The 23,150-nt window shown below is 75.5% G+C and carries 22 protein-coding genes; 10 read left to right on the forward strand and 12 right to left on the reverse strand.

Annotated elements, in window-relative coordinates; all coding sequences use genetic code 11:
• Positions 1–238 precede the first annotated feature (238 nt).
• Positions 239–460 carry a DUF3107 domain-containing protein gene (locus tag U5M74_RS05260; RefSeq protein ID WP_069983598.1) on the forward strand — a complete coding sequence of 74 codons (222 nt, stop codon included), beginning with the start codon at positions 239–241 and terminating at the stop codon, positions 458–460.
• A 181-nt stretch (positions 461–641) separates the two neighbouring features.
• Here U5M74_RS05260 and U5M74_RS05265 read toward each other — a convergent pair whose 3' ends face one another.
• Positions 642–1,361, reverse strand: coding sequence for a ferritin-like fold-containing protein (locus U5M74_RS05265; protein WP_410906797.1), 720 nt, complete (start codon positions 1,359–1,361; stop codon positions 642–644).
• Positions 1,362–1,598: 237 nt separating this feature from the next.
• Here U5M74_RS05265 and U5M74_RS05270 point away from each other — a divergent pair, with 237 nt between their 5' ends.
• Positions 1,599–3,239, forward strand: a complete 1,641-nt coding sequence (locus U5M74_RS05270; RefSeq protein WP_410906799.1) for a DEAD/DEAH box helicase — start codon at positions 1,599–1,601, stop codon at positions 3,237–3,239.
• A 133-nt stretch (positions 3,240–3,372) separates the two neighbouring features.
• Positions 3,373–3,666: a DUF1905 domain-containing protein gene (locus tag U5M74_RS05275; RefSeq protein ID WP_410906801.1), complete on the forward strand. Its 294-nt coding sequence runs from the start codon at positions 3,373–3,375 to the stop codon at positions 3,664–3,666.
• A gap of 35 nt (positions 3,667–3,701) precedes the next feature.
• Here the strand turns inward: U5M74_RS05275 and U5M74_RS05280 are convergent, their stop codons facing one another.
• Together U5M74_RS05280 and U5M74_RS05285 are read right to left on the reverse strand one after the other, a co-directional pair.
• A complete protein-coding gene (locus U5M74_RS05280) occupies positions 3,702–4,337 on the reverse strand; it encodes a MarC family protein (protein WP_069982294.1) in 636 nt (211 codons plus the stop codon).
• The gene (locus U5M74_RS05285) at positions 4,334–5,173 is read right to left on the reverse strand and encodes a PHP domain-containing protein (RefSeq protein WP_410906803.1); all 840 of its coding nucleotides are present in this window, start codon (positions 5,171–5,173) and stop codon (positions 4,334–4,336) included. The genes U5M74_RS05280 and U5M74_RS05285 overlap by 4 nt, the downstream gene beginning before the upstream one ends.
• A 109-nt stretch (positions 5,174–5,282) precedes the next feature.
• On the opposite strand from U5M74_RS05285, the gene U5M74_RS05290 reads away from it, so the two are divergent.
• Positions 5,283–6,119: an alpha/beta fold hydrolase gene (locus U5M74_RS05290; RefSeq protein ID WP_410906805.1), complete on the forward strand. Its 837-nt coding sequence runs from the start codon at positions 5,283–5,285 to the stop codon at positions 6,117–6,119.
• Positions 6,120–6,188: 69 nt separating this feature from the next.
• The gene (locus U5M74_RS05295) at positions 6,189–7,868 is read left to right on the forward strand and encodes an aminopeptidase P family protein (RefSeq protein ID WP_410906806.1); all 1,680 of its coding nucleotides are present in this window, start codon (positions 6,189–6,191) and stop codon (positions 7,866–7,868) included.
• A gap of 471 nt (positions 7,869–8,339) precedes the next feature.
• Here the strand turns inward: U5M74_RS05295 and U5M74_RS05300 are convergent, their stop codons facing one another.
• Entirely contained in the window at positions 8,340–9,233 is an 894-nt protein-coding gene (locus tag U5M74_RS05300; RefSeq protein WP_410906808.1) for a general stress protein, read from the reverse strand.
• A gap of 150 nt (positions 9,234–9,383) precedes the next feature.
• Between U5M74_RS05300 and U5M74_RS05305 the strand changes: the two genes are divergently transcribed.
• The 4 genes from U5M74_RS05305 to galK all read left to right on the forward strand — a co-directional run bounded on the left by U5M74_RS05305 (position 9,384) and on the right by galK (position 13,945).
• Positions 9,384–10,790 carry a magnesium transporter MgtE N-terminal domain-containing protein gene (locus U5M74_RS05305; protein WP_410906810.1) on the forward strand — a complete coding sequence of 469 codons (1,407 nt, stop codon included), beginning with the start codon at positions 9,384–9,386 and terminating at the stop codon, positions 10,788–10,790.
• Between the two features lie 2 nt (positions 10,791–10,792).
• Positions 10,793–11,305, forward strand: coding sequence for a DUF1003 domain-containing protein (locus U5M74_RS05310; protein ID WP_410906812.1), 513 nt, complete (start codon positions 10,793–10,795; stop codon positions 11,303–11,305).
• Positions 11,306–11,358: 53 nt separating this feature from the next.
• Entirely contained in the window at positions 11,359–12,537 is a 1,179-nt protein-coding gene (locus U5M74_RS05315; RefSeq protein ID WP_410906814.1) for an Mrp/NBP35 family ATP-binding protein, read from the forward strand.
• Positions 12,538–12,688: 151 nt separating this feature from the next.
• Positions 12,689–13,945, forward strand: a complete 1,257-nt coding sequence (galK, locus tag U5M74_RS05320; protein ID WP_410906816.1) for a galactokinase — start codon at positions 12,689–12,691, stop codon at positions 13,943–13,945.
• Between the two features lie 80 nt (positions 13,946–14,025).
• Here galK and U5M74_RS05325 read toward each other — a convergent pair whose 3' ends face one another.
• The 6 genes from U5M74_RS05325 to U5M74_RS05350 all read right to left on the reverse strand — a co-directional run bounded on the left by U5M74_RS05325 (position 14,026) and on the right by U5M74_RS05350 (position 20,074).
• Entirely contained in the window at positions 14,026–15,390 is a 1,365-nt protein-coding gene (locus U5M74_RS05325) for a Gfo/Idh/MocA family protein (protein WP_410906818.1), read from the reverse strand.
• A gap of 91 nt (positions 15,391–15,481) precedes the next feature.
• A complete protein-coding gene (locus U5M74_RS05330) occupies positions 15,482–16,309 on the reverse strand; it encodes an exodeoxyribonuclease III (protein WP_410906820.1) in 828 nt (275 codons plus the stop codon).
• Between the two features lie 46 nt (positions 16,310–16,355).
• Positions 16,356–16,838, reverse strand: coding sequence for a VOC family protein (locus U5M74_RS05335; RefSeq protein ID WP_410906822.1), 483 nt, complete (start codon positions 16,836–16,838; stop codon positions 16,356–16,358).
• A 171-nt stretch (positions 16,839–17,009) separates the two neighbouring features.
• A complete protein-coding gene (locus tag U5M74_RS05340) occupies positions 17,010–17,921 on the reverse strand; it encodes a bifunctional methylenetetrahydrofolate dehydrogenase/methenyltetrahydrofolate cyclohydrolase (protein WP_410906824.1) in 912 nt (303 codons plus the stop codon).
• Between the two features lie 14 nt (positions 17,922–17,935).
• Positions 17,936–19,228 carry a serine hydroxymethyltransferase gene (glyA, locus tag U5M74_RS05345; RefSeq protein ID WP_410906826.1) on the reverse strand — a complete coding sequence of 431 codons (1,293 nt, stop codon included), beginning with the start codon at positions 19,226–19,228 and terminating at the stop codon, positions 17,936–17,938.
• Between the two features lie 333 nt (positions 19,229–19,561).
• Complete coding sequence (locus tag U5M74_RS05350; RefSeq protein ID WP_410906828.1) at positions 19,562–20,074, reverse strand: GNAT family N-acetyltransferase; 513 nt, start codon at positions 20,072–20,074, stop codon at positions 19,562–19,564.
• Between the two features lie 122 nt (positions 20,075–20,196).
• Between U5M74_RS05350 and purU the strand changes: the two genes are divergently transcribed.
• Entirely contained in the window at positions 20,197–21,090 is an 894-nt protein-coding gene (gene purU, locus U5M74_RS05355; protein ID WP_410906830.1) for a formyltetrahydrofolate deformylase, read from the forward strand.
• A 67-nt stretch (positions 21,091–21,157) separates the two neighbouring features.
• Here purU and U5M74_RS05360 read toward each other — a convergent pair whose 3' ends face one another.
• Both U5M74_RS05360 and U5M74_RS05365 read right to left on the reverse strand, forming a co-directional pair.
• Entirely contained in the window at positions 21,158–21,898 is a 741-nt protein-coding gene (locus U5M74_RS05360; RefSeq protein ID WP_410906832.1) for an ATP-binding cassette domain-containing protein, read from the reverse strand.
• Positions 21,895–23,103 carry an ROK family transcriptional regulator gene (locus U5M74_RS05365; RefSeq protein WP_410906834.1) on the reverse strand — a complete coding sequence of 403 codons (1,209 nt, stop codon included), beginning with the start codon at positions 23,101–23,103 and terminating at the stop codon, positions 21,895–21,897. The genes U5M74_RS05360 and U5M74_RS05365 overlap by 4 nt, the downstream gene beginning before the upstream one ends.
• Between the last annotated feature and the right edge of the window lie 47 nt (positions 23,104–23,150).

Here is a 23,150-nt window from a genome sequence, read left to right on the forward strand (position 1 = left end):
CCACCGACACGGCCGCACGCGCGCCCGGGCGGCGCGCTGCAGCATCCCCAGGGCACCCCGAGGGCACCCCGAGGGCACGCCCGGCGGCCGTCCCCGCTCCTCGCGCGGCACCCGCCGGATCGGCCCTCGGCGAAACCGCCGCGCCCGGCAGGGGCGCCGCGCGACGCGCTGACTAGGATCGACCCCGCCCCTGGCCACTCGCGCTCAGCACACCCGGGCGCCCACCGAAGGAGTCACCGTGGAAGTCACGATCGGCGTGCAGAACCACCCGCGCGAGCTGGTGCTCGAGGTCGAGGAGACGGCCGACCAGGTCGCCGCGGCCGTCAAGAGCGCCCTGTCCGACGGCGTGCTGGAGCTGACCGACTCGCGCGGCCGACGCGTGGTCGTCCCGACGGCGACGCTCGCGTACGTCGAGGTCGGGCCCGAGGAGCAGCGCCGCGTGGGCTTCGGCTCGCTCTGACGCGCGCTCACCGCGCCCGACCGCAGGCCCGCCCGGGACGTCCGGGTGGGCCTGCGGTGTCTCGGCGACGTCCCACGACGTCGGTGCGGCGCCCTCACGACGGCCCGGCGACCGCGCCTCGTTCAGGGTGGGAGGCTTAGGGGCGGGAGGCTCAGGCGTGGGAGGCTCAGGGGTGGGAGGCTCAGGCCGCGAGGCCCATGCGGTCCATGCGGCGGGTGTGCTCGGCCGTGAGCTCGCTCAGCACCCACGCGGTCACGTCGACGCCCGCCGCGTCCTGCTGCTGGAAGCGTCGCGCGGCCTCGCGCGCCAGGCCCGCCAGCGCCGGGCGCTCCGCCAGCAGCGTCTGCGCGAGCGTCAGCGACTCCCCCACCACGCGCCGGCCCCACAGCGCCAGGCGGGACGCGAGCACCGCGTCGGCCTGCGCGGCGCCGCGCACCAGCACGGTTGCGGCGTCGTCCTGCTCCCGCTCGCGGTCGGTGACGCCGATGGCGGCGCCGACGGCGGCCGCGTCCTGCGCGGGCAGCCCGCGCGCCAGCAGGCGGCACAGGTCGCCGGCGACGCCGTGCCCCACCACGCCCTTGAGCAGGCCCTCCCACCATGACGACGGGGGCGTGCGCTCGTCGAACGGGTCCAGGACGTGCCGGAACGGCTCCATGAGCGTCAGGTCGTCCGCGCCCTGCGCGGTGCCCACCGCGAGGAGCTCCTCCTGCCGGCGCAGCACCCGGCCGGCCACCCGGGCCAGCTGCTGCGCGCCCGCCAGGTCGGGGGCCCCGACCGCGTGCGCCGCCAGCAGCCCGAACGTCCGCAGCTCGACGTAGGCGGCGAGGCCCACGAGCTCCGCCAGGGCGCCGTCGCGCGCGCCCGCCGTCGTCGGCCCCGTGCTGCTGCGCTCGTCGCTCACGCGGCCAGGATACGGTCGCCTCGGGTCCCGTCGCGTAGGATGGCGCCGTACCACGGTTGCCCGGTCGTCACGTGCAGACCACCCGCGGCGGCCCGGGCACGGCTCGCGCCGCGACCGGCCAGCCCCGCGACGTTCCTTCCGCGATCGGCTGCCGTCCACCCGGTGCGGTGCGCCGACGCCGGCGGCAAGCCGCCGCGCGCTCGCCGCGCCCCGCGCCGACAACCGACCGAGGGCACAGTGACCACCACAGAAGACTTCGCCGCGGAGCAGACCGCGACCACCGTGAGCGCCATCCAGGCGCAGGACGTCTCGTTCGCCGACTTCGGCGTCCGCCCCGAGATCGTCGAGGCGCTCGCCGCGGTGGGCATCACCCACCCGTTCCCGATCCAGGCGATGACGCTGCCGGTCGCGCTGCAGGGCCACGACATCATCGGCCAGGCCAAGACGGGCACCGGCAAGACGCTCGGCTTCGGCGTCCCGCTGCTGCACCGCGTCGTCGCCCCCGGCGAGCCGGGCTTCGACGAGCTGCCCGCGCCGGGCAAGCCGCAGGCGATCGTCGTCGCGCCGACCCGCGAGCTCGCCGTCCAGGTCGCCAACGACCTGGCGACGGCGTCGAAGAAGCGCTCGGTGCGCATCGTGCAGATCTACGGCGGCCGCGCCTACGAGCCGCAGATCGAGGCGCTCCAGCAGGGCGTCGAGGTCGTCGTCGGCACCCCGGGTCGCATGGTCGACCTGCTCAACCAGGGCCACCTCAACCTCACGCGCGCCGCCACCGTGGTGCTCGACGAGGCGGACGAGATGCTGGACCTGGGCTTCCTGCCCGACGTCGAGCGGATCCTGTCCCGCACGCCGGCCAAGCGCCACACCATGCTGTTCTCCGCGACGATGCCCGGCCCGGTCGTGTCCATGGCGCGCCGCTACATGACGCAGCCCACGCACATCCGCGCCGCCGAGCCGGACGACGAGGGCCAGACCGTCAAGAACATCACGCAGTTCGTCTACCGGGCGCACGCCCTGGACAAGATCGAGGTGCTCGCCCGCCTGCTGCAGGCCGAGGGCCGCGGCCGGACCATCGTGTTCGCCCGGACCAAGCGCACCGCGGCCAAGGTGTCCGACGAGCTGCGCGAGCGCGGCTTCGCCGCCGGCGCCATCCACGGCGACCTCGGTCAGGGCGCCCGCGAGCAGGCCCTGCGCGCGTTCCGGCACGGCAAGATCGACGTGCTCGTCGCCACCGACGTCGCCGCGCGCGGCATCGACGTCGAGGACGTCACGCACGTCGTGAACTACCAGTGCCCCGAGGACGAGCGCACCTACCTGCACCGCGTGGGCCGCACCGGTCGCGCCGGCAACACGGGCACCGCCGTGACGTTCGTCGACTGGGACGACGTGCCGCGCTGGTCGCTCATCGACAAGGCGCTCGGTCTCGGCATGCCCGAGCCGGTCGAGACCTACTCGACGTCGCCGCACCTGTTCGCCGACCTGCACATCCCCGAGGGCACCAAGGGCCGCCTGCCGCAGGAGAAGCGGGTGCTCGAGGGCCTGGAGGGCGAGGAGCTCGAGGACCTCGGCGAGACCGGCAAGCGCCACACGCCGCGCGGCGAGCGCGACGGCGGTCGTGGCGGGCGTGACGGCGGCCGCGGTGGCCGCGAGCGCTCCGGCGAGGGGCGCGAGGGCGGCCGCTCGCGCGGCGGCCGGGGCGGTCGCCGCGACGGCGAGCGCCGCGAGCGCCCCCAGGACGGCGCGCCGGCCGCGGCCCCGGCGGCCGAGGCCGCCGACGGCGCGACGGCGGAGGGCAAGTCCGACGGCGCCCCGCGCCGTCGCCGCCGCACGCGGCGCCGCACCGGCGGCGAGCAGCAGGCCGCCCCGCAGGCCGACTGACCCGCGGCCGGCCCGCCGGCACCACCGACGACGCCCCGCTCCCGACCAGGAGCGGGGCGTCGTCGTCCCGCGAGGCGCTCTCGCCCGGCTCGTCGTCGGCGCCGTCGTCGGCGCCACGCGCTAGCGTGATGGCGTGCGCCTGACCTTCACCGCGCCGCTGTGGCGCTGGAGCTCGCGGAGCGACTCGTGGTGGTTCGTCACCGTGCCGCCCGAGCAGTCCGACGAGCTCGCGGAGCTGCCGCTGCCGCCCCGCGGCTTCGGCTCGATCAAGGTGACCGCCACCGTCGGTGCCACCACCTGGTCGACGTCGGTGTTCCCGAGCGACGAGCAGCGCGGCTACGTGCTGCCGGTGAAGCGGGCGGTGCGCGTCGCGGAGGGCGTCCCCGACGGCGGCACGGTGACCGTCACGCTCGAGCCGGTGCGCTGAGCGGCGCCGGCCGGGCCGGGTCGGGTCAGGCCGGGTCAGGCCGTCCGGACGAACTCGGTGACGGCCGTGGCGATCATCTGCACGGCGATCGCCGCGAGCAGCAGGCCGGCGATGCGGGTCACGAGCGTGACGCCGGACTCGCGCAGCACGCGCTGGATGACGCCGGCGAACCGCATCGCCAGCCAGGTGCACACGTGCACCAGCACGATCGCCAGGGCGATCGCCACCCAGTGCGCGACGATCGACTCGCCGGAGGCGACCCGCTGCTGGACGAACACCATGGTGGCGACGATGACGCCGGGCCCCGCGAGCAGCGGCGTGCCGAGCGGCACGAGCGCGACGTTCACCGAGCCGCCCTTGGCGGGCTCCGGCTCCTCGGCCTTGCCGGTGAGCAGCTCGAGCGCGACCAGGAGCAGCAGCAGGCCGCCGGAGGCCTGCAGCGCGGGCAGCGAGATGCCCATGTAGTGCAGCAGCTGCTGGCCGAAGATCGCGAAGACGACGATCACGCCGAACGCCACGAGGATCGCCTGGCGCGCGGCGCGGGCGCGCTGCCGGGCGTCCATCCGGGAGGTGAGGGCGAGGAAGACCGGGATCGTGCCCGGGGGGTCCATGATGACGAACAGGGTCACGAAGACCTCGGTGAACAGCGCGATGTCGATCAGGCTGCTCACGGGCGGATCACGTCCAACAGTCCTTGCTCCTCGATGACGGCCAGGGATTCGGGGGACGTCGTATTCTCGCCCAGCCGGTTGGGCTTGCCCGCACCGTGGTAGTCGCTCGACCCCGTGACCAGCAGCCCGAGGGCCCGGGCGAGGTCGCGCAGCCGGTCGCGCGTGGCGGCGTCGTGGTCGCGGTGGTCGACCTCCAGCCCGGCCAGGCCCGCGGCGGCCATCTCCTCGATCGTGCGCTCGGGCACGACCCGGCCGCGGGCGACGGCGCCCGGGTGCGCGAAGACGGGCACGCCCCCGGCGGCCCGGACGGCGCGGACGGTGGCCACGGCGTCGGGCGCGTGGTGCGGCACGTAGTAGCGGGTGCCGGCCTGCAGCACCGTCGCGAACGCCTCGTCGCGCGAGGCGACGACGCCCGCGGTCACGAGCGCGTCGGCGATGTGCGGCCGGCCGATCGTGGCGTCGGGCCCGGTGTGCGCGAGCACGTCCTCCCAGGTGACCGGGAAGTCCTCGGCGAGCAGGTCGACCATGCGCCGCGCCCGCGTCAGGCGCGACGAGCGGGTCACGTCCATCTCGGCCACGAGGTCGGGGTGCGTGGGGTCCTGCAGGTAGCTGAGCAGGTGCACGCTGACGCCGTCGGCGCGCGTGGAGATCTCGGTGCCCCGCACGAGCGCCACCCCGTGCCGCTGCGCCGCCTCGGCGGCCTCCGTCCAGCCGGCCGTGGTGTCGTGGTCGGTGAGCGCGACGACGGCGAGGCCCGCCGCGGCGGCGTCGGCCACCACCCGCGCCGGCGCATCGGTTCCGTCGGACGCCGACGAGTGGGTGTGCAGGTCGATCACCCGGACAGTGTAGGGAGTGAAGGGCGCCCGACCTGCGGGCACAGAGGCTTCACCGCATCCGACCCAGGGCCCCGTCGCGTGCCCCCGGTGGCCGCGCGACGATCACAGGATGAACGACCTGCGGCTCACCTCGCCGGGCGACGTCCCGGCATCCCGGCGGGGCGGGACGCCCGCCGTCGTCTTCGTGCACGGCATGCGCACCTCGTCGCACATCTGGGACGCCCAGCTCGACCACGTGCGCGCCCGCGGCCACGACGCCCTCGCGGTGGACCTGCCCGCGCACGGGGCCCTGCGCGACGAGCGGTTCAGCATGCGCCGGGCGTACGACGTGCTCGACGAGGCGGTCGCGTCGTTCGGGACCGACCGGCGGGTGGCGGTCGTCGGCCTGAGCCTGGGCGGGTACACGACGCTGGCGTGGACGGCCCGCCGCTCCGCGCGGGGCCAGACCGCCGACCTCGCAGGGATCGTCGCCGTCGGCTGCTCGTCCGACCCCAAGGGCAAGCCGGTCGCGCTGTACCGCACGCTCGCGGACGCCGCCGTCACGGGGTCGCAGGCGGCCCGACGGCGGTCGTCGGCCGCGGCGACGTGGTGGCGCTCGGCGGTGCTGGGCGGGCGCTCCCGGCCGGGCGGCGCGGACGTGCAGGCGCTGATCGGCGGGGCGGACGACGCCGGGCCCTTCCGCCCCGGCTGGCAGGTGGTCACCGACTCCCTGTCGCACCTGGCGGGCCGCTCGTCCGTGGCGAACCTGCGCGCCACGCGCGTGCCCGTGTGGCTGGTCAACGGGTCGCGCGACCGGCTGCGCCTCGAGGAGCAGCGCCACCTGCAGGCCGCCTACCGCGGGGCCCTCGTCGTCGTCCCGGGGGCCGGGCACGACGTCAACACCGACGCGCCCGAGGCGTTCAACCGGGTGCTGGACCGGGCGCTGCGCACGTTCGAGCAGCCCTGACCCCTGCCGGCGCGGCACGGCAGAGGCATGCCTGCCGGGCGCTTGCCCCGCGGTGGGAGACTGGACGCCATGAGCGACGCCGAGACCACGCCTACGTCCGAGCTGCCCACGTCGGAGCTGCCCACGTCCGAGCTGCCCACGTCGGAGCTGCCCCCCGCGGACCAGCCCGCCGGCGAGGCCGACGCCCTCGAGCAGCGGGGCGACAACCGCTCCCACCGGCCGAGCTCGAAGGCGTTCGTCGAGTTCATCACCTCCGGCTGGGCGCCCCGCGCCGACCTCGGCATCGAGCCCTCCCGCGCGGTCCCGTTCACCGCGGCCCGCCGCGCCCGGCTCGCGGCGCAGTTCCCCGGCGCCCGCCTGGTGGTCCCCGCCGGCACGCTCAAGACCCGCTCGAACGACACCGACTACCGGTTCCGCCCGCACTCGGCGTTCGCCCACCTCACCGGCCTGGGCACCGACCAGGAGCCGGACGCCGTGCTCGTGCTGCACCCGGTCGAGCCGGGCACCGGCGACCCGGGCGCCGACGGCACGCGCGGCGACCACCACGCCGTCCTCTACGTGCGCCCGCTCGCGGCGCGCGACACCGAGGAGTTCTACGCCGACTCGCGCTACGGCGAGTTCTGGGTCGGTGCCCGCCCGACGCTCGAGGACGTCACCACGCTCACCGGCATCGAGGCGCGGCACGTCGACGAGCTGCGCGACGGCCTGGCCAAGGACGTGGGCGCCGGCGTGACCCTGCTCGTGGTGCTCGGCGCCGACGAGGGCGTCGAGACGCTGGTCGAGGCGATCCGCGCCGAGGCCGGCGTCGACACGGTCGACGCCGAGGCCGCCGACGTGCGCGCCGCCACCGGCGAGGCCGCGGCCGCGCCGGAGCTGTCGGACGCCAAGCTCGTGGAGGCCGCCAGCGAGCTGCGGCTCGTCAAGGACGAGCTCGAGGTCGAGCACATGCGCGAGGCCGTGGCCCGCACGATCGAGGGCTTCGAGGCGGTCGTGCGGAACCTGCCCCGCGCCGTCGCGCACCGCCGCGGCGAGCGCGTCATCGAGACCACCTTCGACGGCCACGCCCGCCTCGAGGGCAACACCGTCGGCTACGAGACGATCGCCGCCGCCGGCGAGCACGCCACCACGCTGCACTGGATCACCAACGACGGCGTCGTGCGCGAGGGCGAGCTGGTGCTCGTGGACGCCGGCGTCGAGGTCGACGCGCTGTACACCGCCGACGTCACGCGCACGCTGCCGGTGACCGGGACGTTCACCGAGACCCAGCGCCGCATCTACAGCGCGGTGCTCGACGCCGCCGACGCGGCGTTCGCCGTCGCCGTGCCGGGCAACCGCTTCCGCGACGTGCACGCCGCGGCGATGGAGGTCATCGCGGCGCGCCTCGAGGAGTGGGGCCTGCTGCCCGACGGCGTCACGGCCGAGGTGGCGCTCACCCCGGAGGGCCAGCAGCACCGCCGGTGGATGGTGCACGGCACCTCCCACCACCTGGGCCTCGACGTGCACGACTGCGCCCAGGCCCGCCGGGAGATGTACCAGGACGCCGTGATCGAGCCGGGCATGGTGTTCACCATCGAGCCGGGCCTGTACTTCAAGTCCGACGACCTGGCCGTGCCCGAGGAGTACCGCGGCATCGGCGTGCGCATCGAGGACGACGTGCTGGTCACCGCCGACGGCAACGAGAACCTCTCCGCGGCGCTGCCCCGCCGCCCCGAGGACGTCGAGGCCTGGATGGCGCGCCTGCTGGGCTGAGCCCCGCGGCGCCCTGGCGCCCGTCGGTCGGCCTCCTGGTCCGGCCGACGCATGTTCGCTCGCGCTGTCCCTCCCGCCGTCACGGCAGCGGCAGGAGCGGGTCGACCCGCATCGCCCTGCGCACGCTCGCCGGGAAGCGCGCCGCGGCCCGGGCCACCGCGGCGTCGACGTCCCGGGCGTCGCCCGCGGTGAGCCGTACGGGGTTCGCCCCGGCTTCCCGGACACCTGTGGACGCAGCCGGGCACGGTGCGGTGCGCCGGGCGAGCGCGCCCAGGAAGACCCCCGAGACGAGTGCGGCAGCTTGTCGCGAGCTCGGCACCCCGTGGTGCCGAGGTCGCGACGAGCTGCCGAGGTCGCGAGAGGCAGCGGGTGCCGAGGCCGCGGCGAACCGCCGTCCTGGTCAGGGGGCGGAGCCGGAGCACCCCCGCGCCGCCGCGCGGGCCGGTGGCGCCACCTCGCGCCCGGGCGACCTCAGTCGCGGGGGCGCGGGTCGTCGTCGACCGGCGGGCGCGGCGACGCCGGCTGCTGCGGCGGCACGGCGTAAGGGTCGACGGGCGCCTGCGGCTGCTGCCCCGGCTGCTGGCCCTCCGGGCCGGCGGCCGGCGGCGCCGGCGGGACCGGCTGCGCGGGGGTGGCGGGCTGGCCCTGCTGCTGGCCCTGCTGCGGGCCCTGCTGCTGGCCCTGCTGCGGGCCCTGCCCGGGCTGGCCGGGCTGCGTCGTCGGCAGCATCGCGCCGTACCGCGGCTCGCCGGTCGGCGTCGTCCAGCGCGGGTCCGGAGCCCGCGGCGCGGGCGCGGCCGGCGTCCCCGGGGCCTGCGCGCCGGCGACCGTCGCGCCGGCGGCCGCCGGCGCCCCGACCCGGACGCCCGAGCGCGCCCGGCCCAGCCCGCTGGGCGAGCGCACGAGCAGCGCCCTCGCGTCGCCGGCCGCCTCGGTCGCGCAGAGGATCGCGTAGGCCGAGGCGACGATCTGCGACGACGACGTGAAGTCGCGGCGCCCGCCGGTGAACGCGTACGACAGCACCGAGAACAGCAGGCCGAAGCCCGCACCGAGCGCGATGCCGACGAAGATGACGGCGCTGGCGCCCTGCGAGAAGAGCGACAGCAGCAGGCCGACGAACAGACCGAACCAGGCGCCGGACATCGCCCCCGCGAGCGCCACGCGCCCGTAGGTGAGCCGCCCGGTGACCCGCTCCACCATCTTGAGGTCGGTGCCGACGATGGTGACGTGCTCGACCGGGAACTTGTTGTCGGCCAGGAAGTCGACCGCCTGCTGGGCCTCGAGGTAGGTGTCGTAGGCGGCCACCTCGTCACCCTTGGGCGGGGTGGGCACGCGCGGCGCGGGCTGGGGTCGGCTGAAGCTCATGGCGCCAGTATCCCGACAACGTCCGGGGGGCACCACCGGCGACGCGCGGGACCTGCGACGGAGCCTGCGACGGAACCGGCGGGGGCAGGACCAGGCCCGACGGTGGTGACACGCCAGGTCCGGGGCCGCGTCGCCGCGTAGTGTGACCGTGTGAGCGCCGGTACCCGAGTCTTCGTCGCCCGCCTGGCCGGGACGCAGGTCTTCGACCCCATCGGCGATCTCGTCGGGCGGGTGCGCGACGTCGTCGTGCTGGTGCGCGCCAAGGGCGCCCCGCGCGTGGTCGGCCTCGTGGTGGAGGTGCCGGGCCGGCGGCGGGTGTTCCTGCCGATGACGCGCGTGACCACCATCGACAGCGGCCAGGTCATCTCCACCGGCCTGCTCAACATGCGCCGGTTCGAGCAGCGCGCCATGGAGTCGCTCGTGCTCGGCGAGCTGCTGGACCGCACGGTCACCTTCAAGGACGGCTCCGGCGACGCGATCGTGGAGGACCTCGCCATCGCGCGGCAGCGGTCGGGCGACTGGCTGGTCGACCAGCTGTTCGTGCGCCGCAAGCCGGCCGGCAAGAGCACGCTGGGCCTGCGCCGGCGCGGGGCGACGCTGGTGGTGCCGGTGGACGCGGTGACCGGGCTCGCGACGGCGGAGCAGACGCAGGGCGCCGCCCGCCTGCTGGAGGCGTACGAGGACCTGCGCGCCGCCGACCTCGCCGACGTGCTGCACGAGCTGGGCGGCTCCCGTCGGCTGGAGGTGGCCACGGCCCTCGACAACGAGCGCCTGGCCGACGTGCTCGAGGAGCTGCCCGAGGACGACCAGGTGGCCATCCTCTCCGGCCTCGACACCGGGCGCGCCGCCGACGTGCTCGAGGCGATGCAGCCCGACGACGCCGCGGACCTGCTGCACGAGCTGCCGGACGCCCAGGCGGCCGAGCTGCTCGAGCTCATGGAGCCGGAGGAGGCGCGCGACGTGCGCCGCCTGCTGGCGTACGCCGAGGACACGGCCGGCGGCCTCATGACGACGGAGCCGGTGATCCTGGGCCCCGAGACGACGATCGCCACGGCGCTCGCGCAGATCCGCAAGCAGGACCTGCCGCCCGCCCTGGCCTCGGTGGTGTTCGTGGTGCGCCCGCCGCTGGAGACGCCGACGGGCCGGTTCCTCGGGGTCGCGCACTTCCAGCGGCTGCTGCGCGAGCCGGCGCACGCCGCCGTCGGCTCCGTGCTCGACACGGACACCGAGTGGCTGACGGCCGACGCGCCGCTGGGCCGCATCACGCGCCTGCTGGCGGCGTACGACCTGCTGGCGCTGCCGGTGCTCGACGACGAGAAGCGCCTGCTCGGGGCGGTGTCGGTGGACGACGTGCTCGACCACATGCTGCCCGACGACTGGCGCGAGTCGGACGACGAGGGGCTGGCGGAGGAGCGGGTCGAGGACCGGGGCCGGACGCCGGACCGCGGGCCGGCGCAGGGCGCCGGCCGCAGGGCCGACCAGCAGGCAGGCCAGCAAGCCGGCCGGCGAGCCGACCAGAAGGCGGGTCAGAGGACCGACCAGAAGGCAGGGAGGTGACCGTGGCGGACAGGCTCGACACCCCGAAGGAGAACCGCCGCACGCTCATCCCCCGCTTCCAGGTGGACCAGGACGCGGTCGGCAAGGCCACCGAGGGGATCGCCCGGTTCCTGGGCACGCCGCGGTTCCTCATCTACCTCACGGCGTTCTGCGCGCTGTGGATCGCCTGGAACACGCTGGCGCCGAAGCACCTGCAGTTCGACCAGGCCGCGCTGGGGTTCACGGCGCTGACGCTCATGCTGTCGCTGCAGGCGTCGTACGCGGCGCCGCTGATCCTGCTCGCGCAGAACCGGCAGGACGACCGCGACCGCGTGCTCGCCGAGCAGGACCGCCAGCGCGCCGAGCGCAACCTCGCCGACACCGAGTACCTCGCCCGCGAGATGGCCGCCCTGCGGCTGGCGCTGAGCGAGGTGGCGACGCGCGACTTCGTCCGCTCCGAGATCCGCAACCTGCTCGAGGAGCTCGAGGAGCAGCGCCAGCAGGAGAGCCAGGACCGCGAGGCCGAGGCGTCCTGACGGCGGTGCCGCCGGCCCGCCGGGAGCCGGTGGCGCCGCCGTAGGATCGGAGCATGCCCGCTCCCCTCGCCGACCGCGTGCGCGCGGCCCTCGCCACCGTCGTCGACCCGGAGATCCGCCGCCCCATCACGGACCTGGGGATGGTGCGCTCGATCGACGTCGAGGGCGAGGTCGGTGCCGAGGTCGAGGGCGACGCCGACGCCGCGGGATCCGCCGGCGGTGCGCGCGTGACCGTGGGCGTGGACCTCACCGTGGCCGCCTGCCCGATGCGCGGCACGCTCGTGCGGGACGTCACCGCGGCGGTGGAGGCGCTCGACGGCGTGGCCGGCGCCACCGTCGAGCTCGGCGTCATGACGCCGGAGCAGCGCCAGGAGCTGCGCGCCCGGCTGCGCGGCGGCACGGGCGACCCGGTCATCCCGTTCGCCCAGCCCGGATCGCTGACCAAGGTGTACGCGATCGCGTCGGGCAAGGGCGGCGTCGGCAAGTCGTCGGTGACGGCGAACCTCGCGGTCGCGCTGGCGGCCGACGGGCTGAACGTCGGGGTCGTGGACGCCGACATCTACGGCTTCTCCATCCCCCGCATGCTCGGCGTGGACCGCCAGCCCACGCGCGTCGACTCCATGCTGCTGCCCCCGATCGCCCACGGCGTCAAGGTGGTCTCGATCGGCATGTTCGTACCGGCCGGGCAGCCCGTCGTGTGGCGCGGGCCGATGCTGCACCGCGCGCTCGAGCAGTTCCTCGCCGACGTGTTCTGGGGCGACCTCGACGTGCTGCTGCTCGACCTGCCGCCCGGCACGGGCGACATCGCGATCTCGGTGGCGCAGCTGCTGCCGAGCAGCGAGATCGTCGTCGTCACCACGCCGCAGGCCGCCGCGGCGGAGGTGGCCGAGCGCGCAGGGTCCGTCGCCACGCAGACGCACCAGCGGGTCGTGGGCGTGGTGGAGAACATGTCGTGGCTCGAGCAGCCGGACGGCTCGCGGCTCGAGGTGTTCGGCAGCGGCGGCGGCGAGCGGGTGGCCGCGTCGCTGGGCGCCGCGCTCGGCACGGACGTGCCGCTGCTGGGCCAGGTGCCGCTCGACCCGGTGCTGCGGCAGGCGGGCGACGACGGCACGCCCGTCGTCCTGGCCGCGCCGGACTCCCCCGGCGCCGTGGTGCTGCGCGACGTGGCCCGGTCGCTGGGGGCGCGCAGGCGCGGGCTGGCCGGGCTGCGGCTGGGCGTGCAGCCGGTCTGACGCGCTCGCGGCACGGGCTCGCGCCGCACCCTCGCGCACCGCGATACTGGGACCCGAACCGCACGCGGCCGGCCCCCTCCACGACCCTTCGTGGACCCGTCACGGGCACCCGGAGGCACGCCGCACCCGACCCCACGACGAGGTGACCCGCATGACCGAGCCCCAGTGGCTGCCCGCCTGGACCGCCGAGGAGGGCGCGCGCCGCGTGCGCGAGCTGTTCTCCCGGACCTTCGCCGACGACCAGGGCGGCATCGCCGTCGCGGCGGAGCCCGACGGGGCGTGGTCGGCGCCGGGGCGCGTGAACCTCATCGGCGAGCACACCGACTACAACGCCGGGTTGTGCCTGCCCACCGCGCTCCCCCACCGCACGTACGTGGCGCTGCGCCTGCGCGACGACGACCTCGTGCGCGTCGCCTCGGCCCAGACCGAGGAGCCGTGGGAGCTGCGCCTGCGCGACGTCGTGCCGGGCGAGGTCAAGGGCTGGGGCGCCTACGTGGCCGGCGTCGCCTGGGCGCTGCAGCAGGCCGGGCACGCCGTGCGCGGGTTCGACGCCGTGGTGGACTCGTGCGTGCCGTTCGGCGCGTCGCTGTCCAGCTCCGCCGCGCTCGAGTGCGCGTTCGCCGTCGCGCTGGACGACCTGCTCGGCCTCGGGCTCGCCGACCACGACGCCGGCCGCGTCGAGCTCGTCGCCGCCTGCATCCGCGCGGAGAACGAGATCGCCGGGGCCGCCACGGGCGGCCTCGACCAGGCCGCGGCCCTGCGCTCGCACCCGGGCCACGCGCTGCTGCTCGACTGCCGCCCCGAGCTCACGGCGCTGGAGAACGCGACCCCCATCCCGTTCGACCTCGCCGCCGCCGGCCTCGAGCTGCTCGTCATCGACACCCGCGCCCCGCACCAGCTCGTCGACGGCCAGTACGCCGCCCGGCGCGCGTCGTGCGAGGAGGCCGCCGGGCTGCTGGACGTGCCGAACCTGCGCGCGATCACCCCCGAGGGCCTCGACGCGGCCCTCGAAGAGCTCGCCCCGCACGACGAGGACGGCCTGCTGCGCCGGCGCGTGCGCCACGTGGTCACCGAGACGGCGCGCACGGCCGAGTTCGCCGCGCTGGTGCGCGACGGCCGGGTCGACGAGGTGGGCCCGCTCATGGTCGCGTCGCACGCCTCGCTGCGCGACGACTACGAGGTCACGGTCCGCGAGACCGACCTGTCGGTCGACGCCTCCCTCGCGGCCGGCGCGCTCGGGGCGCGCATGACCGGCGGCGGGTTCGGCGGCTCGACGATCGCGCTCGTGCGGGCCGACGAGGTCGGGGCGGTCGCCGCCGGGATCCATGCGGCGTTCGCGGACGCCGGGCTCACCGCGCCGGCCTTCCTCCAGGCCCCGCCGTCGGCTTCCGCGGGCCGCGACGCCTGAGCGTTCCCGGGCCGGCGGCTACGCCGGCCCGGGGCGCCACGGTGCGCCGGCGTCGCCGTCACGGCGCCGCCGGCGCACCGTCAGAGCTCGACGCCGAGGCCCAGGTCGGCCAGCCGGACCGGCTCGCCCGTCTCCAGCGACCGGTTGCCGGCGTAGCCCACCCCCGACGCGCGCAGCCCGTCGACGAGCCCGGCCGCGCGGCGCAGCGGGTCGGGCTCCGTCCGGCCGCGGAAGACGTCGCTGAGCAGCAGGGCGTCGCCGCCGCCGTGGCCGCCCGCGGACTCGACGACGGGCCGCTCCCGCGCGCGCTCCCAGTGCCGCTGGACCACCAGCCGCGCGCCGTTCGGCCGCACGGCGTCGGCGCCGGACGCCTCGGTGAAGCTCGGGTCGAGCACGGCCTTGCCGCCCGCACCGAACACCACGGAGCCGCTCTCGACGACCTCGAGCTCGGCCCGGCCCAGCGATCCGTTGACCACCACGCGGTAGCCCTCCCACGGCGCGTACGCCACCAGCGAGTAGGTCAGCACCGGCCCGCCGGCGTACTCGACGACCAGGCCCAGGGTGTCCTCGGTGGTGATGCCCGGGTCGAAGACGTCGCGGTCGCGCACGTAGCCGTCGACAGCGCGGGCCTCGGGCCCGTACAGCGCCGACAGGTACGGGTCGCCGTCGACGTCGAGGCGCCACGGGTTCACGCCCCGCTCGACCAGGGCCCGCTCCCCCGCCGTCGGCTCGTACCCGCGGGCGTGCGCCGCGTCGTCGCCGTAGAACCGCCGCCCGCCGCTGGCGAAGACGCGCTCGGGGACGGCGTCGATCCACCAGCCGACCAGGTCGAAGTGGTGGCTGGACTTGTGCACGAGCAGCCCGCCGTTGTTCACCTTCTCGCGGTGCCAGCGGCGGAAGTAGTCGGCGCCGTGCACGGTGTCCAGCGCCCACTCGAAGTGCACGGACAGCACCCGCCCGATCTCGCCGGCCGCGATGACCTCGCGCAGGGCGGCGTTGCGCGGCGCGTACCGGTAGTTGAACGTCATCGTCAGGTCGCGGCCGGTCTCGGCGACCGCGTCGGCGATCTGCCGCGCCTGGGCGGCGGTCGCCGCGATGGGCTTCTCGACGACGACGTCCGCCCCGGCGCGCACGGCCCGAGACACCATCTCGGCGTGCGTGCTGTCCACCGAGGTGACGATCACCCGGTCCACGCGCTGCTCGTCGACCGCCTTCTCGAGGTCGTCGGGGTGGTAGACGGGCCGGCTGCCGCCGACCGCCGCGGCCACGCGGGCCTCGTGCACGGCGGCCCGGACGGGGTTGGGCTCGACCCACGCGACGATCTCGCCGTCGGCGGCGTGGTCGCCGGCGAGCGCCTCGACGTACATGCCGGCGCGGTGGCCGGCGCCGACGACGGCGTACCGCAGCCGGTCGTGACGGGTCGGGTCGGTGAGGGCGGAGGGCATCGTCGATCTCCTGGGTGGGACGTGGCAGCAAGCGCTTTCCGTAGCACCCTACCGGAGCATCCCGTCGCCGGGGAGCCCCGGGAGCGTGCCGCTACAGCTCGTAGGTCGCCACGACGGGCGCGTGGTCGCTCCAGCGCCCCTCGTACGTGGGGGCGCGGTCGACCTCGACCTTGACGGCCGCCGGCGCGAGCGCCGGGTTGGCGAGCTGGTAGTCGATGCGCCAGCCCTTGTCGTTCTCGAAGGCGCGCCCGCGCCACGTCCACCACGTGTACGGGCCGGGGCCCTCGCCGCCGTGGGCGCGGCCCAGGTCGGTCCAGCCGAGCTCGTCGAACCAGCGGTCCAGGTAGGCGCGCTCCTCGGGCAGGAAGCCCGCGCTCTTGAGGTTGCCCTTCCAGTTCGCGATGTCCACGTTGCGGTGGGCGATGTTGAGGTCGCCGGCCACGACGGCCGGCGTCTCGCCGGCGGCGAGCTCGGCCAGGCGCGCGGTGACCTTCTCGAGGTGGGCGTACTTGGCCACCAGCGTGTGCTCCTGGCCGGGGGCGGCGGAGGCGGAGTGCAGGTAGGCGGACGCCGCGGTGAGCAGGCCGCCGCCGGGCAGCTCGACGTCGGCCTCGACCCACCGGCCGGTGTCGACGGCGGGCTCGGGGCCGCCGTCGACGGCGTGGGCGCCGAGGCCCACGCGCACGGCGTGCAGCGGCAGGCGCGAGGCGACGGCGACGCCGGCGCGGCCCTTGAGGTCCGACGACTGGTGGGCGACGTGCCAGCCCTCGAGGTACTCGTTCAGCAGCGCGTCGGGCGCCCGGACCTCCTGCAGCAGCAGCACGTCGGGCGTGCGGGCGGCGAGCCAGTCGCCCATCCCCCGGCGGAAGGCGGCACGGATGCCGTTGACGTTGGCGGTGGCGACGACGAGCTGAGGCACCCGTCGATTCTCTCAGAGCCTCCCGACACCCACGACGGAGAGCGGGTCAGGCCGGGCCCGCGTACGCCGACTCGAGCGCCGCGACGTCGATCTTGCCCATCGAGAGCATCGCCTGCAGAGCCCGCATCGAGCCCTCGGAGGTGTAGTCGCCGAGCGTCTCCTCGAGCTGCACGGGCACCACCTGCCAGGAGACCCCGAACCGGTCGGTGCACCAGCCGCACTGGCCCGGCTTGCCGCCGTCGGCGGTGAGCAGGTCCCAGTAGTGGTCCACCTCCTCCTGCCCGTCGACGCGCAGGTAGAAGCTGAACGCCTCGTCGAGCTTCAGCGACGGGCCCGCGTTGAGGAAGATCGCCGGGATCCCGCAGACGGTGAGCTCCACGACGAACGGCGCGCCGGGCTTGGCGTCGGGCACGCCCTCGGGCGCCTCGCGCACGGTGTCGACCGACGAGCCGGGGATGTGCTCGGCGTAGAACTGCGCCGCCTCGAGCGCCTGGCTGTCGAACCACAGGTGGGGTCGCACGCTGACCATGGTCGTCCTCCTTCGGTCCGGGTCCGTGGCCGGACCCCTTCGCAGGCAGAGACGACGCGGCGCCCCGGGACTCATCGAGCCGTCGACGAGTCCCGGGGCGCCGCACGCGGGAGCACAGCAAGCCGGTCAGCCGTGAGCCGGTCAGCCGTGAGCCGGTCAGCCGTGAGCCGGTCAGCCGGCGAGCCGCTCCGCGGTCTCCACGACGTTGGCCAGCAGCATCGCCCGGGTCATCGGGCCGACGCCACCGGGGTTCGGCGAGTACCAGCCGGCGACCTCGCGCGCGGCCGGGTCGACGTCACCCACCACGCGCGACTTCCCCGTCTCCGGGTCGGTCTCGCGCGAGACGCCGACGTCGACCAGCACGGCGCCCGGCTTGACCATGTCGGCCGTGACGATGCCCTTGACGCCGGCGGCGGCGACCACGACGTCGGCGCGGCGCACCAGCGCCGCCAGGTCGCGGGTGCCGGTGTGCGTGAGCGTCACGGTGGCGTTGACGGCCTTGCGGGTCAGCAGCAGCCCGATCGGGCGGCCGACGGTGACGCCGCGGCCCAGCACCACGACCTCCTTGCCGGCCAGCGAGACCCCGTGCCGCTCGACCAGCTCGATGATGCCGCGCGGCGTGCAGGGCAGCGGGGAGTCGATCTCCTCGCCCACCCGCAGCACGAGGCGCCCGAGGTTGGTCGGGTGCAGGCCGTCCGCGTCCTTGGCCGGGTCGACCAGCTCGAGCACGCGGTTGGTGTCGATGCCCTTCGGCAGCGGCAGCTGCACGATGAACCCGGTGCACGCCGGGTCCTCGTTGAGCCGGCGCACGGCCGCCTCGATGTCCTGCTGCGTGGCGTCGGCCGGCAGGTCCTCGCGGAGGGAGGCGATGCCGACCTCCGCGCAGTCGCGGTGCTTGCCGGCCACGTACCACTGCGAGCCGGGGTCCTCGCCCACGAGCAGCGTGCCGAGGCCCGGCGTGATGCCGCGCTCGCGCAGCACGGCGACCCGCTCCTTCAGCTCGGCCTTGATGGCGGCCGCGGTGGCCTTGCCGTCGAGCACGCGTGCCTCGGTGGCCCCCGCGGGGGCGTCCGTCGTCGTCATGCGTCGCGCTCCCCTCAGTGCTGCTGCAGGTCCGGGTACAGCGGGAAGTCCGCCGTCAGCCTCGCGACGCGGGTCCGCAGGGCGTCGACGTCGGCCGCGGCGCCGTCGCGCAGCGCGACCGCGATGATGTCGGCGACCTCGGTGAACTCCTCGTCGCCGAACCCGCGGGTGGCCAGCGCCGGGGTGCCGATGCGCAGGCCGGAGGTGACGCGCGGCGGGCGCGGGTCGAACGGCACCGCGTTGCGGTTGACCGTGATGCCGGCCTCGTGCAGCAGGTCCTCGGCCTGCTGGCCGTCGAGGTCGCTGTGGCGCAGGTCCACGAGCACCAGGTGCACGTCGGTGCCGCCGGTCAGCACCTCGACGCCCCGCTCGGCGACGTCGGGCTGGGCGAGGCGCTCGGCGATGATCTGCGCGCCGCGCAGCGTGCGCTCCTGGCGGTCCTTGAACGCCTCCGAGCCGGCGACCTTGAACGCCACGGCCTTGGCGGCGACCACGTGCATGAGCGGGCCGCCCTGCTGGCCCGGGAACACCGCGGAGTCGATCTTCTTGGCCCACTCGGCCTTGGACAGGATGAAGCCGGAGCGGGGCCCGCCGATGGTCTTGTGCACCGTGGAGGACACGACGTCGGCGTGCGGCACCGGGGACGGGTGCAGGCCGGCGGCCACGAGGCCGGCGAAGTGCGCCATGTCCACCCACAGCTTGGCCCCGACCTCGTCGGCGACCTCGCGGAAGGCGGCGAAGTCGAGGTGGCGCGGGTAGGCGGACCAGCCGGCGATGATGACGTCGGGGCGGTGCTCGAGCGCCTTCTTGCGGACCTCGTCCATCTCGATCCGGTAGGTCTGCGGGTCGACGCCGTAGGCGCCGACGTCGTACAGCTTGCCGGAGAAGTTGATCTTCATGCCGTGCGTGAGGTGGCCGCCGTGGGCCAGCTCGAGGCCGAGGATCTTGTCGCCCGGGTTGATCAGCGCGTGCAGGACGGCGGCGTTGGCCTGCGCGCCGGCGTGCGGCTGCACGTTGGCGTGCTCGGCGCCGAACAGCTCCTTGGCGCGGGTGATGGCGAGGTTCTCGGCGACGTCGACCTGCTCGCAGCCGCCGTAGTAGCGGCGCCCCGGGTAACCCTCGGCGTACTTGTTCGTCAGCACCGAGCCCTGGGCCTGCAGCACGGCGCGCGGCACGAAGTTCTCGGAGGCGATCATCTCGAGGGTGCCCTGCTGGCGGGCGAGCTCTCCGTCGAGGACGGCGGCGATCTCGGGGTCGACGTCGGCGATGCTCGCGTCGAACACGGGGTCGGGAGTGCGGGCGCTCATGGGCGTCTCCTCAGGCTGCGTTCTGATTCAGGCGGTCCGTGCTCGGCCTGCCCGGGCACGCCCGGGCACGCACCTCGCACGAGGTGACCCCGGGCCCAGGCGAACGACCCGTCGTCTGCACAGCGTGCCGCTCCCCGGTGGTGATCCACCCGCCCGGCGGGACCGTTCCCGTGGCCTCCGCACCGGTGGTGCGGGGGCGCGGGCAGGCCGCCGGGGTGCGCCAGTCGCGACCCGCCCAGGGTAGCGCACCGGCGTGGGGCGGCCGAGGGCCCGGGCCGCTCGAGAGGCCTGCTCGGGGCGGCCGGGCGACCGGGCCGGCCGGCCGGCGACCGGTCAGGCGGGCGCGCTGCCGCCGCGGGCCTCCACCTCGTGCAGCACGCGCCGCAGGTAGGTGTAGGTGAGCTCGCCGGCGGGGTCGTCGTACTGGGCCTCGAACCCGTGCTTGGCGTACATCGACAGGTTCTGCTGAGAGTCCTTGCCGGTGAACGCCCAGATCTCGGCGACCTGCTCGGGCAGGTGCGGCAGGATCGCGAAGAGCAGCGACGTGCCGATGCCGCGGCCCTGCATGTCGGGCGCGACGGCGAGGCGGCCGAGCGTCGCCTTGTTGCCCTCGATCTCCACGCGGATGGAGCCCACCAGGCGGTGGCCCTCCCACGCCCCGACCGTGACGACGTCCTCGCGCGCCAGGTCCTCGCGCAGCTCGGCCAGCGTCTGGGTCAGCGGCGGGATGTTCGGGTCGCCGTACTGCTGCGCCTCCGTGACGAAGGCCGCGCGCCGCAGCGTGAGCAGCTCGCCGGCGTCGGCGTCGTCGACCAGTGCGATCCGCGTGCGGGGTGCCTCGCTCATGCGCCCATCGAACCAGACCGCCCCGGCCCGCGCAGCGGCGCCCGCCGCGCGCGTCGCGCACCCGCGCCCACCCAGCGGATCGGGCCGCCGCGACGCGTGGGCGCGCCGGTACCGTGTGCCCCGTGACCGACGCCCCTGCCGCCGTCCCCGCCGCCGTCCCCGCCGCTGCGCCCCGCACCGAGTGGGTGCTCACCGTGTCCTGCCCCGACGGCCCCGGGATCGTCGCGGCGATCACCGGGGCGCTCGCGGCCCGCGGCGACAACATCACCGAGTCGCAGCAGTTCGGCGACCCGGCGTCCGGCCGGTTCTTCCTGCGCCTGCAGGTGGAGACGACGGCCACCCGCGAGGAGCTCGTCGCCGCGCTGACCCCCGCGTTCGAGGCGTTCGGGATGACCTGGGAGCTCGACGTCGTCGGCCGGCGGGTGCGCACCCTGGTCCTGGTGAGCAGGGCGGCGCACTGCCTCGTCGACCTGCTGTACCGCGAGCGCAGCCAGGGCATGCCGATCGACGTCGTCGGCGTCGTGGGCAACCACCCCGACCTGGCCGACCTCGCCGCGTTCTACGGCAAGCCGTTCCACCACGTGCCGGTCACCAAGGACACCAAGGCCCAGGCCGAGCAGCGGCTGCGCGAGCTCGTCGCCGAGCTGGACGTCGAGCTGGTGGTGCTCGCGCGCTACATGCAGATCCTGTCGGACGAGCTGTGCCGCGACCTCGAGGGCCGGGTCATCAACATCCACCACTCGTTCCTGCCGAGCTTCAAGGGCGCCCGCCCCTACGCCCAGGCGCACGAGCGCGGCGTGAAGCTCATCGGCGCCACCTCGCACTACGTCACCGGCGACCTCGACGAGGGCCCGATCATCGAGCAGGACGTCGAGCGCGTCGACCACACCCGCGCGGTGTCCGACCTCGTCGCGATCGGCGAGGACGTCGAGCGGCGGGCGCTCGCGCGCGCCGTGCGCTGGCACGCCGAGCACCGGGTGCTGCTCAACGGGCACCGCACCGTCGTCTTCCACTGACCGCCGCGCGCGGCGCCCGTGGGCGCCGCGCCGTCGGGCGGCATCGCGTGCCGGGCGGCGCCGCGCGTCAGGCGGCGCCGGTGATCGCGGCCAGCAGCGTCTCGTGGCTGACGTCGGCGCGGAACGAGCCGTTGTTGCGCCCGTGCCGCAGCACCTCGACGCGGTCGGCGACGGCGCGCACGTCGTTCATGTTGTGGCTGATGAGCACGACGCCGAGGCCCATGTCGCGCAGGCCCTGGATGTGCGTGAGCACCTCGGCCGCCTGCGCCACCGACAGCGCCGCCGTCGGCTCGTCGAGGACCACGACCTTGGGCTCGCCGATGAGCGTGCGGGCGATCGCGACCGCCTGGCGCTGACCGCCCGACAGGTTGTGCAGCGGCGTGCGCACGGACGGGATGCGCACGGTGAGGTTCTGCAGGATGCGCCGCGTCGTGCGCTCCATCTCGCCGTCGGCCAGCAGCCCTCCCCCGGTGCGCAGCTCGTGGCCGAGGAACACGTTCGCGGTCACGTCGAGGTTCTCGCACAGCGCCAGGTCCTGGAACACCGTGGCGATGCCGTGGGCGGACGCGGCCGACGGCGAGGAGAACGTCACCGGCACGCCGTCGCGCTCGATGATGCCCGCGTCGGGCGACAGCACGCCCGCGATCACCTTGGCCAGCGTCGACTTGCCGGCCCCGTTGTCCCCGATGAGCGCCACCACCTCGTGCGCGTGCACGTCGAGGTCCACCCCGACCAGCGCCTCCACCGCGCCGAAGTGCTTGCTCACCTGCCGCACCGACAGCAACGGCGTGCGGACCACCCTCGTCACCCGACCTCCTCCACCATCCCGGCTCGCGCCTCGTCGATCCGGTCGAACACGTCGGTGGACTGCAGCGCCAGCAGCAGCGCACCCGTCAGCTCGGCCCGGCCGCCCAGCTCCGTGGGCACCACCTCCACCGGCGCGACCCGGTTCACGAGCGTGCGCCGCAGCACCGCCTCGCGCAGCGGCTCGAGCAGCACGTCGCCCGTCTCGGCCAGCTCGCCCCCGACCACGATGCACTGCGGGTTGAGCGCCGTCGCCAGCCCCGCCACCACCTGGCCCACCACGCGACCGGCGTCGGCCACCACCTGCCGGCAGCCGAGGTCGCCCTCGTTGGCGTAGCGCACCACGTCGCGCAGGGTCAGGTTGCCATGGCTGTCGCGCAACGGCGCCAGGAACGCCGGCCCGCCGACCACCGTGTCGAGGCAGCCGCGGTTGCCGCAGCCGCACACGCGCCCGGCCGGGTCGACCTGCACGTGGCCGATCTCCCCCGCCAGGCCGGCGAACCCGCGGTGCACGCGCCCGCCGATGACCACGCCCGCGCCGGTGCCGTGCGACACGCCCACGTACACCGAGTCCTGCACGTGCCGCGAGGCCCCCAGCGTGGACTCGGCCATCGCGCCGAGGTTCGCGTCGTTGTCCACGAACACCGGGCGCGACAGCCGCTTCTCCAGCACCTGCGCCACGTGCACGTCGTCCCAGCCGCGCATGATGCCGCGCACCGAGATCAGCCCGGTGTCGACGTCCACGGGCGCGGGCACGCCGAGGCCGATGCCGAGCAGCTCGTCGAGGTTCGCGCCGATGCGCTCGAGCAGGTCGACGACGAGCAGCGCCACGCGGTCGAGGCTCGTGTCGACCTTGTGCTCCGCGGGCAGCGGCAGCGCCTGCTCGGCCACCACCTCGTGGGACGCGTCGGCGATCGCCACGCGCAGGTGGCGGTGCCCGACGACGACGCCGGCGACCAGGCCGAGCCGGTGCGCGATGGTCACGAGCTGGGCCCGCCGCCCGGAGCGCACGGTGCCGCGGACCTCGACCAGGCCCGCCGCCACCAGCTCCTTGACGATCGTCGAGACCGTGGCGGGCGACAGCCCGGTCGCACCGGTCAGCTCGACCTGGGTCAGGCCGCCGTACTGCTTGACCGCCTCGACGATCTTGGCGCGGTTCGCCTCGCGCAGCGAGGACTGGGAGCCAGCCACCGGCAGCCGTCCTCTCACGCCGGGGAGTCTAGGAGCAGACGAGCGCGGGCGGACGGCATCGCCGT

Source organism: Puerhibacterium sp. TATVAM-FAB25, from assembly GCF_046535855.1.
Taxonomy (GTDB): domain Bacteria; phylum Actinomycetota; class Actinomycetes; order Actinomycetales; family Cellulomonadaceae; genus Puerhibacterium; species Puerhibacterium variabilis_A.

Coding starts and splice junctions, on each gene's coding strand:
- U5M74_RS05290 (WP_410906805.1), top strand. CDS start 5,283: ATGAACGACCTGCGGCTCACCTCGCCGGGCGACGTCCCGGCATCCCGG.
- U5M74_RS05295 (WP_410906806.1), top strand. CDS start 6,189: ATGAGCGACGCCGAGACCACGCCTACGTCCGAGCTGCCCACGTCGGAG.
- U5M74_RS05300 (WP_410906808.1), bottom strand. CDS start 9,233: ATGAGCTTCAGCCGACCCCAGCCCGCGCCGCGCGTGCCCACCCCGCCC.
- U5M74_RS05315 (WP_410906814.1), top strand. CDS start 11,359: ATGCCCGCTCCCCTCGCCGACCGCGTGCGCGCGGCCCTCGCCACCGTC.
- galK (WP_410906816.1), top strand. CDS start 12,689: ATGACCGAGCCCCAGTGGCTGCCCGCCTGGACCGCCGAGGAGGGCGCG.
- U5M74_RS05325 (WP_410906818.1), bottom strand. CDS start 15,390: ATGCCCTCCGCCCTCACCGACCCGACCCGTCACGACCGGCTGCGGTAC.
- U5M74_RS05335 (WP_410906822.1), bottom strand. CDS start 16,838: ATGGTCAGCGTGCGACCCCACCTGTGGTTCGACAGCCAGGCGCTCGAG.
- U5M74_RS05340 (WP_410906824.1), bottom strand. CDS start 17,921: ATGACGACGACGGACGCCCCCGCGGGGGCCACCGAGGCACGCGTGCTC.
- glyA (WP_410906826.1), bottom strand. CDS start 19,228: ATGAGCGCCCGCACTCCCGACCCCGTGTTCGACGCGAGCATCGCCGAC.
- U5M74_RS05350 (WP_410906828.1), bottom strand. CDS start 20,074: ATGAGCGAGGCACCCCGCACGCGGATCGCACTGGTCGACGACGCCGAC.